This is a genomic window from Actinomadura sp. BRA 177, assembly GCF_013372625.1.
GTDB lineage: Bacteria > Actinomycetota > Actinomycetes > Streptosporangiales > Streptosporangiaceae > Spirillospora.
In genome coordinates, this window is record NZ_JABXFD010000110.1 from 1 (window position 1) to 16,679 (window position 16,679).

The window sequence follows — 16,679 nt, forward strand, 5'->3', positions numbered from 1 at the left end:
TTGTGTTTCTGTTACGGGTAGTCCGCCACACGTGTATAACACTCTCCTCTTCGTCGGCAGCGTCAGATGTGTATAAGCGCCAGCCCCCGGTGGTCGCGCCCCACCGAGCACAGCGTGGCCGGTCGGAGACGCGGCACCGGTATGCGACGCGGAATCACAGGGCGGCCAGGCTAAACGACGCGACGGCCGCGCACCTTTACGTTGTAGATTTTTTACGATTCCGGCTGGGGCTTCTAGCGCGGCGGGGCGATCTCTCCTGAGCCTCGTTCCACCAGGCGGGTGGGGAGCAGGACGTGTTCGGGCGGGCCCGCATGCCCGCCGATGCGGCGCTCCAGCAGTTCGGCGGCGCGGCGGCCCATCGTGGCGGGGTCGTGCGCGACGACCGTGACCGACAGCAGGTCGGCCAGCTCGAAGTCGTCGAATCCGACCAGCGCGACCGGCGCGACCGCCGCCCGGATCGCCCGCAGCGCGCCGGCCGTCAGCAGGTTGTTGCCGGTGAGGACGGCGGTCGGCGGGTCGGGCAGCGCGAGCAGTTCGGCCACCGTCCGCTCGGCGCTCGCCGCGTCCTGGACCATCATGCGGGCGATGGCCGGGTCTTCCGCGATGCCCTGCTCGGCGAGGGCGGCGAGGTAGCCGCGGTGGCGCTCGCGGGCGGTGAAGACCTCCTTCCGGTCGAGCAGGCACGCGATCCGGCGGTGGCCGTGCGCGAGCAGGTGCCGGACGGCGGCCCGCGCTCCGCCCGCGTTGTCGGCGAGGACGGTGTCGGCGTCGAGCGGGCCCGGCTGGTCGATGTAGACCACCGGCGTGCCGTACTCGGCGAGCCGGCGGTCGGCGGCGCCCGACGAGACGATCAGCAGGCCGTCCACCCGGCGCTCGCAGAGGGACGCGGTGAGCTCGCGCTCCCGCCGGTACACGTGCTCGTGCAGGTAGTCGTCCCCGGAGCTGCCGAGGATCATCAGCCGTCCGGCCTCGCGGGCGACGTCCTCCACACCGCGCGCCACCAGCGAGTAGAAGGGGTTGGCCACGTCCTGGATGATCACGCCGATGGTGCCGGTCGGGCCGCCGCGCAGGGTGCGCGCCAGGTCGTTGCGGTGGAAGCCGAGGAGCGCGATGGCGGCGCGGACCGCCTCCTCGGTCTCCGGGCGGACGCCGGGCTCGTTGTTCACCACGCGCGACACCGTCTTGAAGCTGACCCCCGCCGCCGCGGCCACGTCGCGCATCGTCGGGCGCGGCGTCCCCCTGTTCGCCATGACAACGATGTCACCATGACCGGCGAAGTTCCGGCCTGACCGGATCCGGCCATTGACGGGCCCGTGTCAGGAGATCAACATCAACTTGACAACGTTGTCATGCGTCCGCGATGAGGAGACACTCATGCTCAGACGCCGGCTGACGAGCGGCTTCGCCGTCTTCCTGCTCCCCCTCGCCTCCGCCGCGGTCCCCGCCCCCGCGGCGACGGCCGCCCCCGACCTCGCCTCCTACGTCAACCCGTTCGTCGGCACCGAGGACGGCGGCCCCGACTTCGGCCACGGCGGCGGGGCCGGGATGAACTTCCCCGGCGCCGTGGCCCCGTTCGGGATGATGCAGTGGAGTCCCGACACCGTCCGCACGTCCGGGGGCGGCTACAAGTACGAGGACGACCGGCTGCGCGGGTTCTCGATGACCCACATCTCGGGTCCCGGCTGCACCGGCGCGCAGGACTTCCCCGTCGTCCCGGTCTCCGGGACGATCGGCGCGTCCCCCGCCACCCACGGGTCGGACTACGTCCAGACCTTCGAGCACGAGAACGAGGAGGCGAGCCCCGGCTACTACGCCCTCACCGCCGACTCGGGCGTCAAGACCGAGCTGACCGCCTCGACGCGGGCGGGCGTCGGCCGCTTCACCTTCCCGGCGGGAAAGCCGGGCACCCTGCTGCTGAACGTCACCGGCTCCATCAACGGCGTCGACGACGCCGAGGCGACCATCAGCGGCAACACGGTCTCGGGCTGGGCCAGGACGGGCGGGTTCTGCGGGACGGAGAACCCGTACTACGTCTACTTCCACGCCACCTTCGACCGCCCGATCACCGCGTCCGGGACCTGGAAGAACGACTCGGTCCAGCCGGGCACCGAGCGGGTGCGGGGTAAGTCGCCCGCCGACGTCCCGCAGACGCCGCGCAAGACGGTCGGCCGGATCAACAACACCCAGGGCGAGCGCCCCCTCGTCCCGTCCCCGCGTACCTTCGCCGGCGATGTGAACGTCAAGGGCCCCGGCTCCGGCGTGTACCTCCAGTTCGCCGGCGACAAGCCCGTCCAGATGCGCGCGGGCCTGTCGTACGTGAGCATCGACGGCGCGAAGAAGAACCTCAGGACGGAGATCGGCCGCAAGTCGTTCGACCAGGTGCGCGCCGCCACGCGCGCCACCTGGCAGCGCCGCCTCGGGCAGATCAAGGTCGAGGGCGGGACGCCCGACACGCGCCGCACCTTCTACACCGCGCTCTACCACGCACTCCTCCAGCCGTACGTGTTCGACGACGTGGACGGCACCTACACCGGGTTCGACTACCGCACCCACAAGGTCGCCAAGGGCCATCACCACTACGCGACGTTCTCCGGCTGGGACGTCTACCGCAGCGAGATTCAGCTCCTGGCGTTCCTGGCGCCGGACGTGGCGAGCGACATCGCGCAGTCGCTGTACGAGAACGCCCACGTCATCGGGGACGTCTGGGACCGCTGGTCGCACCAGAACACCATCACCGGCGTCATGAACGGAGACCCCTACCACTCGATGATCGCGAGCGTCTACGCGTTCGGCGGGCGCGACTTCGACGCCGAGGCCGCCCTCGCCGCGATGGTGGCCGGGGCGGAGCGGATCGGGCCCAAGTCCGGATACACCGAGCGGCCCGGCAACGCGTCCTACCTCAAGCTCGGCTACGTGCCGGGCGATCCCGCCACGACCATGGAGTACGACCTGGCCGACTTCGGCATCGCGCAGATGGCGGATCGGCTCGGCGACGCCGCGACGGCGAAGACGTTCATGGCGCGCTCGCACGGCTGGCAGAACCTCTACAACCCGCTCAGCGGCTGGATCCAGCCGCGGTTCGCCGACCGCTCGTTCCTCAGCCCGTTCGACCCGGCGGACTCCAACTGGTACGTGGAGGGCAACGGCGCCCAGTACCACTGGATGACCTACGCGGACGTGCAGAGCCTGTTCACCGCGATGGGCGGGCGCGACGCGGCCGCCGAGCGGCTCGACGCGTTCTTCGCCGAGCTCAACGCGGGCCCGCACAAGCCGCTCGCCTACCTCGGCAACGAGCCCTCGCTCCAGTCGCCGTGGCTGTACGCGTGGGCCGGCCGCCCGTACCGCACGCAGGACGTCGTGTACCGGGCGCGGGCCGAACTGTTCAAGCCGACCCCCGGCGGCCTGGTCGGCAACGACGACCTCGGAACGATGTCCGCCTGGTACGTGTGGGCGTCGCTGGGCCTGTACCCGGCGATCCCGGGCCGGGCGGAACTGATGGTGAACGGGCCCGCCTTCTCCAAGATCGAGGTGCGGCGCTCCTCCGGCCAGAAGGTGACGATCAAGGCGCCCGGCGCGGAGTCGTCCCGCTACGTCCAGACCCTCAAGGTGAACGGGAAGGCCACCTCTAAGGCGTGGCTGCCCGAGTCGTTCGCACGATCGGGCGGGACGCTCGACTTCACCCTCGGCACGTCGCCGAACAAGGCGTTCGGGTCGGCCGAGTCGGACGCGCCGCCGTCGTTCACCGAGGGCAGTAAGAGCTATGTCACGGCCGTCGACCCGGGGCTCGTCCCAGTAGAGCCCGGCGGCAGCACCACCGCGACGCTGCGCGTGCAGGCCCTGTCCTCGGGAGGCACCGTCGAGTGGAAGGCCGCGCCGCCCGCCGGCGTGACGCTGACGCCGTCGTCCGGCACGCTGGACGTTCCGGCGTCCGGCCACGCCGACCAGAAGATCACGGTCTCGGTGGACGCCGACGCGAAGATCGACTACCACTCGGTGCCGATCGCCATACCCGGCCCCGGCGACGCGGGCCTGACCATCAACGTGGCCCGCAAGGGAACGATCGAGTGGTACCAGAACAACGCCGGCATCTCCGACGACGACGGTCCCGGCACGGCCAACTTCGACGGCGGCGGCTGGTCGTACTCGTCCCAGGCACTCGCCGCGGCCGGGCTGACCCCCGGCAAGCAGGTGTCGTGGAACGGCTTCACGTTCGGCTGGCCGTCGCGCAAGCCCGGCCAGATGGACAACGTGCAGGCCCAGGGCCAGACAGTCGAACTGCCGGACGCCCCCAAGACGGGCAAGCTCGCGTTCCTGGGCGCCGCCGCGTATCCCCCGCGCTTCGGCAACGAGATCGTCGCCAGAACCCCCTACCGCAACGGCGATGACGGGACGCCGGACAAGCTGAACGTCTACGTCTTCGGCACCACCCCGATCACCCTCGACCCGGCCAAGCAGGTGAAGGCCTTCACCCTGCACGTCCCCGAGAAGGGGGGATCTCTGCACGTCTTCGCCTGGGCCTTCGCCTGAGCATCAGGGCACGCGGCGGTCCGCGCGGGACCGCCGCGTGTACTCCTGGCCGAGCGCGAACAGCAGCCAGGTCAAGGCGGTGGCGTCGTCGACGATCCCGAACGGCAGGAAGACGTCCGGGATCAGGTCGACCGGAGAGACGATGTAGACCACCGCGATCACCATCGCGACGACCTTGCCGGTGGAGGTCCGGTAATAGGCCTGCGCGGCCGTGCCGGACAGCCCGCCACGGCGGCGCCCGCGCAACCGCAGGATGCCCGCGACCAGCAGAACCGCACCAACGGCCATGACGGCGGCCCCCGCCACCGTGACGTCGACACCGCCCAGGTCACCGTCCACCGCGAGAGCCGGGACGGCACCCGCGACGACGAGAACGAGTCCGAGCCAGACCATGCGCACCTCCGGGGGGACGTGCCCTCCGGTATTGCCGTCCCAGCCGATTTCACTCGCCCCCCGAAGGCCGGGCTACGGTGTCGGGGGCGGCGCGGACCAGGCCCGTCCGGTAGGCGATGACGACGAGCTGCGCCACTTGCTGATCACTCCAGGCGAAACTCACGCGCCCCCAACACTCCCTGTGCGGCATCCCGCCCGGCATCCTCCTCACCTGGTGTGCCCGGACCAGCCACGCCCCCTAGTGCCCACGCACTAGACCGATTTGGGACAGCCCAGCACCGGGGCGTGCTCGCAGCCGGCCGTCCGCCCGGTCGGTCTCCCTGTCGTCTCGCGTTCTCAGTCGCGGTGGTTGAGGTAGCCGGCGATCGATTCGGCCAGGACGGCGCGGGCGTCGTCGATGTCGGTGTAGGTGCTCAGGTGCTGTTCCAGGTAGAGGCCGTGGACGGCGGCGGGCAGGAGGTGGCGCACGCGCTCCAGCCGGTAGGCGTCGACGACGAGCCCGCGGAACGCCCGCGCGTAGGCGCGCCGCCAGCGGCGGTCCCAGCGGTTGAGCTGTTCGGCCGTTCGGGGGTAGGTCTCGGTGAACTCGGCCGTGCTGCGGAGCAGCAGGCTCCGCAGCGCCGCCACCGCCCGGCCCGGGGTCGAGTCGAGGCCCGACCAGAGGGCGTCGACGATCCGGCTCATCCGCTCGGCGACCGACCCGTCGTCGATGTCCTGCCAGGGCAGCATGTCGCCGCGGCTGCCCAGCTCTTCCAGGACGGCGGCCCAGAGCCCGTCGACGTCGCCGAACTGGTGCTGGAGCGTGCCCCAGGTGACGCCGGCGCGTTTGGCGACGAGGTTGGCGCTGACCTCGCCACCGTGCTCGCCGTCGGCGAGCATGCCGATCGCGGTCCCGATCACCCGGGCGCGCGTCTCCAGGCCGCGCCGGTTGAGCCGGGCGCCATGCGCGTTCAGCGCAGGGCCGGTGACGCTGCGGCTCGCCGGATCCGTCGGCTTCACGGGGGCGAGTCTAGTTCGAGGGGCACGGCGAGGGCAGCCGGAATGAACATAGGGCCGTCTATGTGATGCTTGGTCGCACCGGCGGTTCCGGTATACGGTCGGCGCATGACAAGCCGCCCAGAAGCGTCCGCGGTGAACCTCGGCGGCTTCGTCCGCGACGACACCCCGACCGAGGAGGTCGACCGCCGGGAAGCGGTGCTGGAATCCCTGGCCGGAACCGTCCGCGAACTGATCGACGCCACGATCCGCACCACCGTCGCCGACGACGAGGTGCACCGGGTCCGCGACGACCTCGCCGCGCTCGTCGACCGGCTGCGCGCCGCCCAGCTGCCCGGCCCCGCCGGGGTCAGGTACAACTCCGAACTCCGCGCCTGGAACTGGGGCAATGCCGCGGTGGGCGCCGCGAACGCGATCGCCCCGCCGCTCCGCCTCGTCCACGGCCCGTCGGGATGCCACGCCGACGTCGTCCTCGGCGCAGCGTACGAGGGACCCCCCGGACTGGTGCACGGCGGGGTCTCCGCGATGCTCCTCGACCACATCATGGGAGTGACCGCCTCCGCGATGCGCCGGACGACCTTCACCGGGACGCTCACCACGCGCTACCGGCGCGGCACCCCCCTGGGCCCTCTCCGCCTCGAAGCCAGCATCGCCCGCGAAGAGGGCCGCAAAGTGTTCGTGGTCGCATCGATCTCCGACGCCGACGGGGTCACCGTCGAGGCCGACGGCGTGTTCATCCAGCCGGCCGGGGCACCGTGAGACGGGCGATAGCCCACCCCTCTCACATAGAGGCCGCTATGTACTCGATCGCCGTGCCCGCACTGAGGGGAGCATGATGAGGTCGTTCGCGGACGGCAGCGTCGCCGTCGTCACCGGCTCGTCCCGCGGCATCGGATTCGAGGTGGCCCGTGCCCTGGCGAACGCGGGAGCGTCCGTCGTCATCAACGGACGCGACCAGGCGGCCCTCGACGACGCCGTCTCCACACTGGGCACATCCGCGCGGGTCGCCGGTGTCGCCGGCTCCGCCGCGGACCCCGATGTCGTCGGCTCACTGCTCGACGCGGCACTGGAGCTCGGGACACCCGACATCCTCGTCAACTGCGCGGGCACCGCCGAACCCGCCGCGTCCTCCATCCTGGACATCGCCGTGGAGGACTGGCGCGCGCTCATCGACGTGCACCTCCACGCGACCTTCCTGACCTGCCGGGCCTTCGCCCCGCTCATGGTCGAGGCGGGACGGGGCTGGATCGTCAACACCAGTTCCCACGCGTTCACCGGGAGCTTCGGAGGAACCGGCTACCCGGCGGGCAAGGGAGGCGTGAACAGCCTGACCTACGCGCTCGCGGCCGAGCTCCGGGAACACGGCGTCAAGGTGAACGCGGTCTGCCCCGGAGCCGAGACGCGCCTGTCCAGCGGCCCGGACTACGAAGCCCACATCGAACGGCTGCACCGGCGAGGCATCCTCGACGACCTCATGCACGCCGGAGCGCAGACGCCGCCTCCCGCCGAATACGTCGCACAGCTCTACCTCTTCCTGGCCGGCACCGAGGCCCCCGACGTCACCGGCCGGGTGTTCGCCGGCGCGGGCGGCTACATCGGCGAGTTCCCGCGCCCGGTCGAGCAGTACCTCACCTGGCGCGACCACGGCACTTCCCCACCCTGGACACCCGACGAGATCGCCACCCTGCTCGCGCCGGACCCCTAGGATCTGACTCGCACGGCGATCATGGCGATGTCGTCGGTGCCGGTGGTGGGCATGTCGTCCAGGAGGCCGTCGCACAAGTCCTCCAGGGGACGGGGTGCGAGCACGGACGCGTGCCGGCGGAGCCGGTCCAGGCTCGTGTCCAGATGCTCGCCGGGATGCTCGATGAGGCCGTCGGTGTAGAGCAGCAGGCTGGAGCCGGGCGGCAGCGGCTCGGTCGCGCTGTGGTACGGCTGGTCGACCGGGATGCCCAGCAGCGGATTGCCGCCCACGTCCAGGAAGCGGCCGTCGCCGTCGGGGGTGACCAGCAGCGGCGGCGGATGCCCGGCGACGGCGTAGTTGAGCTGCCACCGGCCGGGTTCGAGCTCCTCCACACGGGAGAGGACGCACGTCGCCGTGGCCTCCGGCGCCACCGTGGCCATGGCGGCGTTGAGGCGGCGCAGGATCTCGCCGGGCGGGGCGAGCAGGTCGGCGGTCAGCACCCGCAGCATGTTGCGCAGCCGGCTCATCTCCACGGCGGCGGCCAGGTCGTGCCCCGCCACGTCGCCGATGGCCAGCCCGATCGCGCCGTCGGGCAGGACGAACGAGTCGTACCAGTCGCCGCCCACCTGGGCCGCCGACGGGCTGGCCAGGTACCGGGCGACGATCTTCAGGTCGGTGTGCTCGGGCGGGTCGGCGAGCAGGCTGTGCTGGAGGGCCAGGGCGAGCTGCTGGGTGCGGTGGTACTGGGCGGCGCTGCTGAGCGCGTCGTGGGTGTGGTCGAAGATCTGCCTCATCAGGGTGATGTCGTCCGGCCCGAGGGGGGCGCGGTCACCGTGCCGGGCGGCGGTGACCACCGCCGCCACGATCCCGTCGACGACGACCGGCATCAGCACGACGCTGCTGGCCTTGGCCTCGATCAGCCAGGTGGCGGTGCTCGGGGGCAGCAGATCGGCGGGCGGCCGTCCCGGCGGGAAGGTGCGGTGCAGCACACGTCGCTGTTTGATCGCGCGGGCGAACTCGCTGCTGGGCGAGAAGCGCTCCTCGCCGGTGGCCGACTGCCGGCGAACGCCGGCCGCCGACGCGCTGGCGATGCGGTGGGCGACGATCGGGGCGCCCGCGGGACGGTCGACCACGTCGGGCAGCAGGCGCACGCCGCACCCGTCGGCGACCTCGGGGACGAGCACGTCGGCGAGCGCGGCGAACACGTCGGTCAGCTCGGTCCGCGCCGCGGCCGCCGCCGCGGCGCGGTCGAGCAGTTCCCTTCGCTGCTGCTCCTGCCACTGCCGCTCCACGTCGTTGGCGGTGCCGATCCACTCCACCACGGCGCCGTCCTCGTGCACCGGCGCGGCGTGCAGCTCGAAATGCCGGTACTCGCCGTCTTGCGTCCGGACCCGGTAGACGTGGTGCCACGGGCGGGCCTGCCGTACTGCTTTCTTCCACGACAGCAGCGCCGTCCGGCGGTCATCGGGATGCAGCACCTTCGACCAGCCCTGGCCGGTGTAGTCATCGCGGCGCTGGCCGGTCACCTGCTCCCAGGTGCCGCTGGAGTCGATCACCCGGCCCTTCGGATCCGCCACCCACACGATCTGCGCGCTCAGCCACACCAGGCTCTCGAACCGGCGGCGCCAGCGCCGCTCCTCCTCGGCCGACCGGTCCGCCCGCCGGGTCGCGGCGACCTGCTCGGTGACGTCCGTCGCGATCACCAGCACGCCGGGACGCTCGTGGGTGAACCGCGACAGGTCGAAAGAGAAGACCCGGTCCGGTCCGTCGGCGGCCTTCGGCTTCACGGGCGCCTCGACGAGGTTGACCGGCTCTCCCGTGGTCAGCACCTGGTCGAACAGGGTGCCGTAGTCGCGTTGGAAGCGGTCACCGAGCGCGTCCCGGACGGGTTCCCCGAGCGGACGGTCCACGATGTACGTCCGGAAGGCGAGGTTGCTGTACACAAGGCGGTGCTCGGACCCGACCGTCAGGGCGACCGCGATCGGCGCCGGATCGAATGCCTCCAGCGCCAGCCATCCCATCCCGCGCCCACCGGCGCCTTCCATCACGCTCCCTCCCGGCTACCTCCATCCGTGTCTCAGCCGTACCCACACCCACAGGTCATATCTGCGCAGCTCTCTCCTCGTCGGCGCGGGCGGGTCCGTGGGAGCCGGCCGGGTACTCCTGGAGAGGCACGCGGTCGGTGGACCAGGCGGACATGACGGGGGCGAGGACCCGCCACGCCTGCTCGGCTTCGTCGCCCCGGATGGACAGGGCGGCGTTGCCGTGCAGGACGTCCAGCAGCAGCCGGCCGTAGGCGGGCAGGTCGGACGGCTCCATCCGCGCGGTCATGGTGAGGGGCGTGAGGTTTCGCACCCCGGAGCCGATGCCGGTGAGGGCCAGCGTCATGTCCTCCGGGTCGAGCCCGAAGCGGAGCACGTTGGGTACGGCCTCCCCGAAGGGAAGGTGGGGGACGGGACGGAAGTGGACCGTGACCTCCTTGCGGTCGGCTTCGAGCGCCTTGCCGCTGCGGAGCCGGAACGTGGTGCCGGACCAGCGCCAGCTCTCCAGCTGCAGTTCCACCTCGGCGAACGTCTCGGTGCGGCTTCGCGGGTCCACGCCGTCCTCGTCGATGTAGGCGGGAACCTCGCGGCCGCCGACGCGTCCGGCGAGATAGCGGGCCCGGCGGGTGCGGCGCCGGACGTCCTCGTCGGTGAGCGGGCGTATCGAGCGGAGCACGTCGATCTTGCGGTCGCGGAGGTCACGCTCGCCCAGGCTGAGCGGCGGTTCCATGGCCACCAGGCACAGCACCTGGAACAGGTGGTTCTGCACCATGTCCTTGAGCGCCCCGACGCCGTCGTAGTAGCCCGCCCTGCCTTCCAGGGCCAGGGACTCGTCCCAGACGATCTCTATCTCGGAGATGTGCGCGCTGTTCCAGAGGGGTTCCAGCACGCGGTTGGCGAGGCGGCTGCCGAGCAGGTTCTGGACGGTCGTCATGGCCAGGAAGTGATCGACCCGGAACACTGCCTCCTCGGGGACCACCTCCGACAGCAGCCGGTTCAGCTCCCGCGCGGTGTCCAGGTCTTCGCCGAACGGTTTCTCCAGGACGATCCGGCTGCCCGGCGGCAGGTCGGCGCCGCGCAAGGCGGTGATGGTGCCGGGGAACACCACGGGGGGAAGTGCGAGGTAGAGGGCGACCGGCCCGTCGCCCGCGATGAGGGAGGCGAGGTCGGCGGCGTCGGTGGCGTCCGCCTGCCGGTAGCGGACGGCGTCGGCGACCCACTTTCTGGCATCGGCGGGCGCCGAGCCCGCGTGCCGGTCGAGTTGCTCGGCCGTCCATTCCCGGAACTCCTGGTCGTTCCGGCCTTTCCGGTCGGCGCAGACCAGTTGGAAACCGTCGGGGAGGTGCCCGGCCGCGCGCAGCGCCGCCAGTCCCGGCAGCAGGTAGCGCGCGTTCAGGTCCCCGGTGGCGCCGAACACGACGAGCCGGTTGATCATGCTGTTCCACCTGCCTTCGCTCGGGCGAGAGTGACGCCGCTGGCGATGACGCCGATGTGGCTGAACGCCTGGGGGAAGTTCCCCATGAACGTGCCCGTGGACGGGTCGATCTGCTCCGGCAGCAGCCCGAGCGGGCTGGCCCGGGCGCACAGCGAGTCGTACAGGTTCTCGGCTCGCTCCATGTGGCCTTGCAGGACGAGGTTGTCGACCAGCCAGAAGCTGCACAGCAGGAACGCGCCCTCGTCTCCGGGCAGCCCGTCGGGCGACTGGTCGTGCAGGTAGCGGTAGAGCAGGCCGTCCCCGGCGGACAGGCGTTCGGCGACGGCCGCCGTGGTGGCCGCCATCCGCGGATGCTCCGCCGGGACGACCTTCCGCAGCGGAAGCGCGAGCAGGCTGGCGTCCAGGCTCCCGCCGCCGTCGAGGTGTTCGCTCAGGCACTGCTCGTCCTCGTCCCAGGACTGCTCCAGGACGAGCCGGCCCACCTTGTCGGCCGCGGCGCGCCATGCGGTGACCGGTCCGGGCAGGCCGAGGCGCTCGCCGATACCGGCAGCGCGGTCCAGGGCCACCTGGCACATCCCGGCGGAATAGGTGAAGACCCGGCCCTCGCCGCGCACCTCCCAGATGCCCTGGTCAGGCTGCCGCCAAGCGTCCTCGGCGGTCTGCGCCAGCTCCGCCAGCTTGGACCACAGCGCCGGCTGGAGGTCGCCGCCGGTGCGCAGCCACTGGTCGGCGCAGTCCAGGACCTCGCCGTAGATGTCGTGCTGGCGCTGGTCGGCGGCGCCGTTGCCCCACCGCACCGGGGCCGAGCGCCGGTAGCCCTCCAGGCCGGCGTCCTCGACCTCCGCGGGGACGGGATCGCCGCCCAGGGTGTACATGATCCGCGGCTGCCGGCTGTTCTCGAAGGCGTCCAGGACCCAGCCGAGGAACGCGTCCGCCTCACTGGCGAACCCGACCCGGCGCAGCGCGAACACGGTGAAGGCCGCGTCCCGGATCCAGGCGTAGCGGTAGTCCCAGTTGCGCACTCCGCCGATCGGCGCGGGCAGCGAGGAGGTGGGGGCCGCCACCAGCGACCCGTTGACCCAGTCATCGCACAGCTTCAACGTGATCGCGGCGCGCCGCACCAGCGGTTCCTGCGGGCCGTCGTAGCTGAAGCTGCGCATCCAGCGGCGCCATGCCCCGGCGGTGTCCCGCAGCACCGCCTCGGGTTCGAAACGGTGGTGGCGGTGGACGCGTCCCCAGGACAGCGTCACATCGAAGCGATCGCCTTGCCGCAGGTCGTGCACGGTGCGCAGGCCGTCCAGCGGGTGGCTGGACCGCAGATGCAGCCGCAGGTCCGGGCGCCCGGACGCCTGCACTTCCAGCCCGCTGGCCAGGGCCCGGGTCTGCGCGCCGCCGCGGGGCCGCAGTTCGGCCCGCAGGCGGACGGCCCCGTCGAGGACGACGGCGGAGCGGACGAGCTCGCCCCGGCTCGCGCCCGCGTCGTCGGACAGATCCGCGCCCGCGCGCAACCCCAGCGCGTCCGTGATCCTGACCAGGCCGGACGGGCCGCGCATCTCGGTGACCAGCACCGCCGTGTCCGGCTCGTAGTACTGGCGGGCCTCGCGCAGGTCCTCGACCGTCAGGGCGAAATGGCCGCCGTGCTCGCGGTCCAGCAGGCCGCACAGCAGTGGTTCGCTGTCGAAGCGGGGCAGGCACAGCCACGGGACCGAACCGTCCAGGCCCACCAGAGCCGCCGTCGTGCCGTCCCCGATCAGGCCCAGGTCCTCCAGCGGCGGGTAGCCGGCCCGCCGGAGGACCGGCCGGAACGGCGGATCCGGATCGAGCATGGCGAAACTCCTCCTCCGACTCGCGGTTCCGCACCGCGCCCGTTCCATCACCTCCGGGGTCCATGCGCGGGTTGGGGCAAATTTTGCAGGGTCCCGGCCATCAGCGGACGGCGGTCACCTCGTTGACCGGAGAACGGGCGGGCCGCCCGGTCAGGACCCGCACGGCCTCTTCGGCGGCGATGCGCCGCACCGTCCCGATGGCCTCCTCGGAGTAGTAGGCGGCGTGCGGCGTGACGATCACGTTGGGCAGCTTGAGGAGGGCGTTGCGCGGCTGCCAGTCGCGCTGCTTCGCGGGTTCCTCCTCAAGGTCGTCCAGCGCCGCGCCGGCGATCCATCCCTCGGTGAGCGCCTGGTGGAGCGCCGCGTCCTCCACGATCGGCCCGCGCGCGGTGTTGACGAGGACGGCGGACGGCTTCATCCGGCCGAGCGTCGCGCGGTCGAAGGTGTGGTGCGTCTGCGGGGTGAGCGGCGACTGGACCACCAGGTAGTCGGCGCCTTCCACAAGGTCGTCGAAGGACACCGGCCGCACGTCGCGGGACCGCATCTCGGCCTCGTCGAGGAACGGGTCGTGCGCCCAGACCTCGACGCCGAACGCCTTCGCCCGCTCGGCGATGAGGCGCGCGATGGCGCCGAAGGACAGCAGTCCCAGCACCCGTCCCCGCAGCCGCCGGACCGGCTGCCCGGTCCGCCAGTGCCATTCGCCCTGCCGCGTCGCCCGGTCGTACTGGCAGATCTTGCGGGCGGCGGCGAGCCAGAGCGCGACGGCGTGGTCGGCGACCTCTTCGGCGCACCATTCGTTCGGCGCTCTCGTGACCTGGATGCCCCGCCGGGTCGCGGCGTCGACGTCCACGATGTCCACGCCGGTGCCGTAGCGGGCGATCACCCGGCACCGGGTGAAGGCGGCGATGGCGCGGGATCCGACCCGCGCGTACTGGGTCAGGACGCCGTCGGCGTCCCGCCCGTGCTCGATCACCTCGTCCTCGCTCTTGCACTGCGCGGCGACGAGCCGGAACCCGGCGCCCTCGATGATCGCGCGTTCGATGTCCACGTCGCCGAAGTCGTGGTCGGCGATCAGGACCGTGCCCTGGCGGTCAGTGCGAGTCACGGGGAATCCCCTTGGTGTGTGCGATGTCCTGGTAGGCGAGGGCGAGCTCCAGGCAGCCGCCGCTGTCCAGCTGCCCGACCGTGGAGCGGTAGATCTCCTGCCACGGCGTCTGGTTCTCGAACGCCGGCGGCGTGTACTCGGCCCACCGCGCGGCGATCTCCTCGTCCGACAGCAGGACGTCGACGCGCGCGCCGTCCAGGTCGACGCGGATCCGGTCGCCGGTGCGCAGGATGGCGAGGTTGCCGCCCACCGCGGCCTCGGGGCTGGCGTTGAGGATGGACGGGGCGTCCGAGGTGCCGCTCTGCCGGCCGTCGCCGAGCGTGGGAAGCGCGGTGACGCCCTCCCGGGCCAGCCCCGTGGGCAGCTCCATGTTGACGACCTCGGCCGAGCCCGGGTAGCCGACCGGCCCGGTGTAGCGGATGACGAGGATGCAGTACTCGTCGATGTCCAGCTCGGGATCCTCGATGCGGGCGTGGTAGTCCTCCGGCCCATCGAAGACGATGGCGCGGAGGTCGAACGCCTGCGGACGGCCGGGAGGCGGCAGGTAGCGGTCCCGGAAGTCATCGGTGATGACCGACGACTTCATGACCGCGGAGTCGAACAGGTTCCCGGTCATGACAAGAAGTCCGCCGCGCGGCGCGACGGGGTCGTCGACGGGACGGATGACCGCCGGGTCGGCGGGCGGGACGTCCGCCAGGTTCTCGGCGACGGTCCGCCCGGAGACCGTCACGATGTCGCCGTGCAGATACCCCGCCTCCAGCAGCGCCCGCATGACGGCGGGCACGCCGCCGGCCCGGTAGAAGTCCTCGCCGAGGTACCCCCCGCCGGGGCGGTGTTCGCCAGCACCGGGACGTCGGCCCCCACCCGCTGCCAGTCCCGGTTGGACAGCTCCACCCCGGCGTGGCGCGCGATGGCGTTGACATGGACGGGCACATTGGTAGAGGCCGCGATGGCCGACGCCACGGCGATCGCGTTCTCGAACGCCGCCAAGGTCATGATCTCGCGCGGGGTGACGTCCTCGCGCACCAGGTCCACCACCCGGCGGCCCGTGTCATACGCCATCTGGGCCCGTTCGCGGTAGGGAGCCGGGATCGCGGCGCAACCGGGCAGGGCCATGCCCAGCGCCTCGGCCACGCTGTTCATCGACAGCGCGGTGCCCATCGTGTTGCAGTGCCCGATGCTGGGCGCGGACGCGCACACGCGCCGTATGTACTCGTCATAGTCGATCTCCCCGCTGGCCAGAAGGCGTTTCGACCGCCAGATCACCAGCCCCGAGCCCGTCCGCATGCCGGCGTGGTAGCCGTTGAGCATCGGCCCGCCGGACAGGACGATCGCCGGGAGGTTCACCGTCGCGGCCGCCATCAGGCACGCGGACGTGGTCTTGTCACAGCCCGTCGTCAGGACCACCCCGTCGAGCGGATAGCCGTGCAGCACCTCGACCAGCCCGAGATACGCGAGGTTGCGGTCCAGCGCGGCAGTGGGGCGCTTGCCCGTCTCCTGCAGAGGATGGACGGGGAACTCGAACGCGACACCGCCGGCGTCCCGGATCCCGTCCCTGACCCGGTCGGCGAGGTCCAGGTGATGCCGGTTGCAGGGAACCAGGTCGTTGCCCGTCTGGGCGATACCGATGATCGGCCGCCCCGCCTGGAGCTCCGCGGCGGTGAGCCCGTAGTTGAGGAACCGCTCCAGGTACAGAGCAGTCATCTCAGGATTGCCCGCATTGTCCCACCAAGCCCGGCTACGCAACTCTGTCCTCGTCGGTGGCATCAGGAACTCCTCGGGGCCGCGGTCGCCGAGCCGTCTACCCGGCACTCACCCTCGATATCCACCCGACATGCAGAAATACCGGCAAACCCGGTACCGCACCCGGCCTGCACCGAACACGTTGACCCCAACTCTCAGACGTGACAGACGCTCCCGATCACCGACCGCAACGTGGAACCACCTGACATACGAAAAGGCCACCAGAGAGCAGCCCACCCGAGCAAGCACGGCACTCAGGTGCAGAGAAAGGCCGCCGAAGCAACCCGCTCCCGCACTGCGCACAACGGCTTCCCAAGAAGTCAGCGAAGCGGCGATCAGGAGTTCAACAGCCGAGCACGCAGCACCGCAACGACGCCGCTCAAATAGCGGCTCCCCGTTGGCTCCCGAAAGGCTCCAACATCAAAAAAGGCCTCGGATTGATCTCCGAGACCTTCACTGACCTGCATAGACGGGGCGGGCGATACTGGGTTCGAACCAGTGACCTCTTCGGTGTGAACACGACCGATCATTCACCGACTCCACCACTTTCCGACATCAGCGCAGGTCAGGCATGGAGCTTGAGTGCACCACAGAACACCTCAGGGAAGATCAAGTCCGTTGCGATCTCCCACAAATTAACACCCCGTACCTCTGCCGACCGGCATAGCGCTGAGTAGTCATCCCAGCGAGGCGACCTGCACGATAGCCCCTCTGATTAGTCGCGCATCTGACCACGGAACGCTTCCTCGATCGGCTTCTGACGATACACAGAGGCTGGTGTCCATTCACGGGTGTTGCTGAGGTGTCCATTCACGGGGTGAGCCGTGATCAGGCTGTGGTTGTGGGTGGGAGCCAGGGGTTGCGGGCGAGTGCGGCGTGGATGGCGTCGATGGGCCGGACGCCGTGGTTGCGTGCGCTGATGAGGTAG

The 16,679-nt window shown here is 71.1% G+C and carries 10 protein-coding genes and 1 pseudogene; 3 read left to right on the forward strand and 8 right to left on the reverse strand.

Features of this window, described 5'->3' with window-relative positions; translation table 11 throughout:
* Positions 1-233: 233 nt before the first annotated feature.
* Positions 234-1,250 carry a LacI family DNA-binding transcriptional regulator gene (locus HUX53_RS03000; protein ID WP_255204863.1) on the reverse strand — a complete coding sequence of 339 codons (1,017 nt, stop codon included), beginning with the start codon at positions 1,248-1,250 and terminating at the stop codon, positions 234-236.
* 124 nt (positions 1,251-1,374) lie between these two features.
* Between HUX53_RS03000 and HUX53_RS03005 the strand changes: the two genes are divergently transcribed.
* A complete protein-coding gene (locus HUX53_RS03005; protein ID WP_176401635.1) occupies positions 1,375-4,527 on the forward strand; it encodes a GH92 family glycosyl hydrolase in 3,153 nt (1,050 codons plus the stop codon).
* Positions 4,528-4,530: 3 nt separating this feature from the next.
* On the opposite strand, the gene HUX53_RS03010 is transcribed toward HUX53_RS03005, so the two are convergent.
* Together HUX53_RS03010 and HUX53_RS03015 are read right to left on the reverse strand one after the other, a co-directional pair.
* Entirely contained in the window at positions 4,531-4,920 is a 390-nt protein-coding gene (locus HUX53_RS03010) for a YkvA family protein (protein ID WP_176401636.1), read from the reverse strand.
* Positions 4,921-5,256: 336 nt separating this feature from the next.
* Entirely contained in the window at positions 5,257-5,919 is a 663-nt protein-coding gene (locus HUX53_RS03015) for a TetR/AcrR family transcriptional regulator (protein ID WP_176401637.1), read from the reverse strand.
* Between the two features lie 105 nt (positions 5,920-6,024).
* On the opposite strand from HUX53_RS03015, the gene HUX53_RS03020 reads away from it, so the two are divergent.
* Both HUX53_RS03020 and HUX53_RS03025 read left to right on the forward strand, forming a co-directional pair.
* Positions 6,025-6,675: a PaaI family thioesterase gene (locus tag HUX53_RS03020; protein WP_176401638.1), complete on the forward strand. Its 651-nt coding sequence runs from the start codon at positions 6,025-6,027 to the stop codon at positions 6,673-6,675.
* 73 nt (positions 6,676-6,748) lie between these two features.
* A complete protein-coding gene (locus HUX53_RS03025) occupies positions 6,749-7,621 on the forward strand; it encodes an SDR family NAD(P)-dependent oxidoreductase (protein WP_176401639.1) in 873 nt (290 codons plus the stop codon).
* Here the strand turns inward: HUX53_RS03025 and HUX53_RS03030 are convergent.
* From HUX53_RS03030 to HUX53_RS42925, 5 genes and pseudogenes are all read right to left on the reverse strand, one after another.
* Positions 7,618-9,645 carry a SpoIIE family protein phosphatase gene (locus HUX53_RS03030; protein ID WP_176401640.1) on the reverse strand — a complete coding sequence of 676 codons (2,028 nt, stop codon included), beginning with the start codon at positions 9,643-9,645 and terminating at the stop codon, positions 7,618-7,620. The genes HUX53_RS03025 and HUX53_RS03030 overlap by 4 nt on opposite strands.
* Before the next feature lie 55 nt (positions 9,646-9,700).
* Positions 9,701-11,077 carry a glucose-6-phosphate dehydrogenase gene (locus HUX53_RS03035; RefSeq protein WP_176401641.1) on the reverse strand — a complete coding sequence of 459 codons (1,377 nt, stop codon included), beginning with the start codon at positions 11,075-11,077 and terminating at the stop codon, positions 9,701-9,703.
* Positions 11,074-12,903, reverse strand: coding sequence for a glycoside hydrolase family 15 protein (locus HUX53_RS03040; RefSeq protein ID WP_176401642.1), 1,830 nt, complete (start codon positions 12,901-12,903; stop codon positions 11,074-11,076). The genes HUX53_RS03035 and HUX53_RS03040 overlap by 4 nt, the downstream gene beginning before the upstream one ends.
* A gap of 100 nt (positions 12,904-13,003) precedes the next feature.
* Positions 13,004-14,008: a C-terminal binding protein gene (locus HUX53_RS03045; protein WP_176401643.1), complete on the reverse strand. Its 1,005-nt coding sequence runs from the start codon at positions 14,006-14,008 to the stop codon at positions 13,004-13,006.
* A pseudogene (locus HUX53_RS42925) lies at positions 13,995-15,775 on the reverse strand (IlvD/Edd family dehydratase). Before HUX53_RS42925 ends, HUX53_RS03045 begins: the two are co-directional and overlap by 14 nt.
* Between the last annotated feature and the right edge of the window lie 904 nt (positions 15,776-16,679).

What these genes read in the sequence shown, in the direction of transcription:
- HUX53_RS03025 (WP_176401639.1), top strand. Translation starts at nt 6,749, where the DNA reads ATGATGAGGTCGTTCGCGGACGGCAGCGTCGCCGTCGTCACCGGCTCG.
- HUX53_RS03020 (WP_176401638.1), top strand. Translation starts at nt 6,025, where the DNA reads ATGACAAGCCGCCCAGAAGCGTCCGCGGTGAACCTCGGCGGCTTCGTC.
- HUX53_RS03035 (WP_176401641.1), bottom strand. Translation starts at nt 11,077, where the DNA reads ATGATCAACCGGCTCGTCGTGTTCGGCGCCACCGGGGACCTGAACGCG.
- HUX53_RS03005 (WP_176401635.1), top strand. Translation starts at nt 1,375, where the DNA reads ATGCTCAGACGCCGGCTGACGAGCGGCTTCGCCGTCTTCCTGCTCCCC.
- HUX53_RS03000 (WP_255204863.1), bottom strand. Translation starts at nt 1,250, where the DNA reads ATGGCGAACAGGGGGACGCCGCGCCCGACGATGCGCGACGTGGCCGCG.
- HUX53_RS03010 (WP_176401636.1), bottom strand. Translation starts at nt 4,920, where the DNA reads ATGGTCTGGCTCGGACTCGTTCTCGTCGTCGCGGGTGCCGTCCCGGCT.
- HUX53_RS03040 (WP_176401642.1), bottom strand. Translation starts at nt 12,903, where the DNA reads ATGCTCGATCCGGATCCGCCGTTCCGGCCGGTCCTCCGGCGGGCCGGC.
- HUX53_RS03030 (WP_176401640.1), bottom strand. Translation starts at nt 9,645, where the DNA reads ATGGAAGGCGCCGGTGGGCGCGGGATGGGATGGCTGGCGCTGGAGGCA.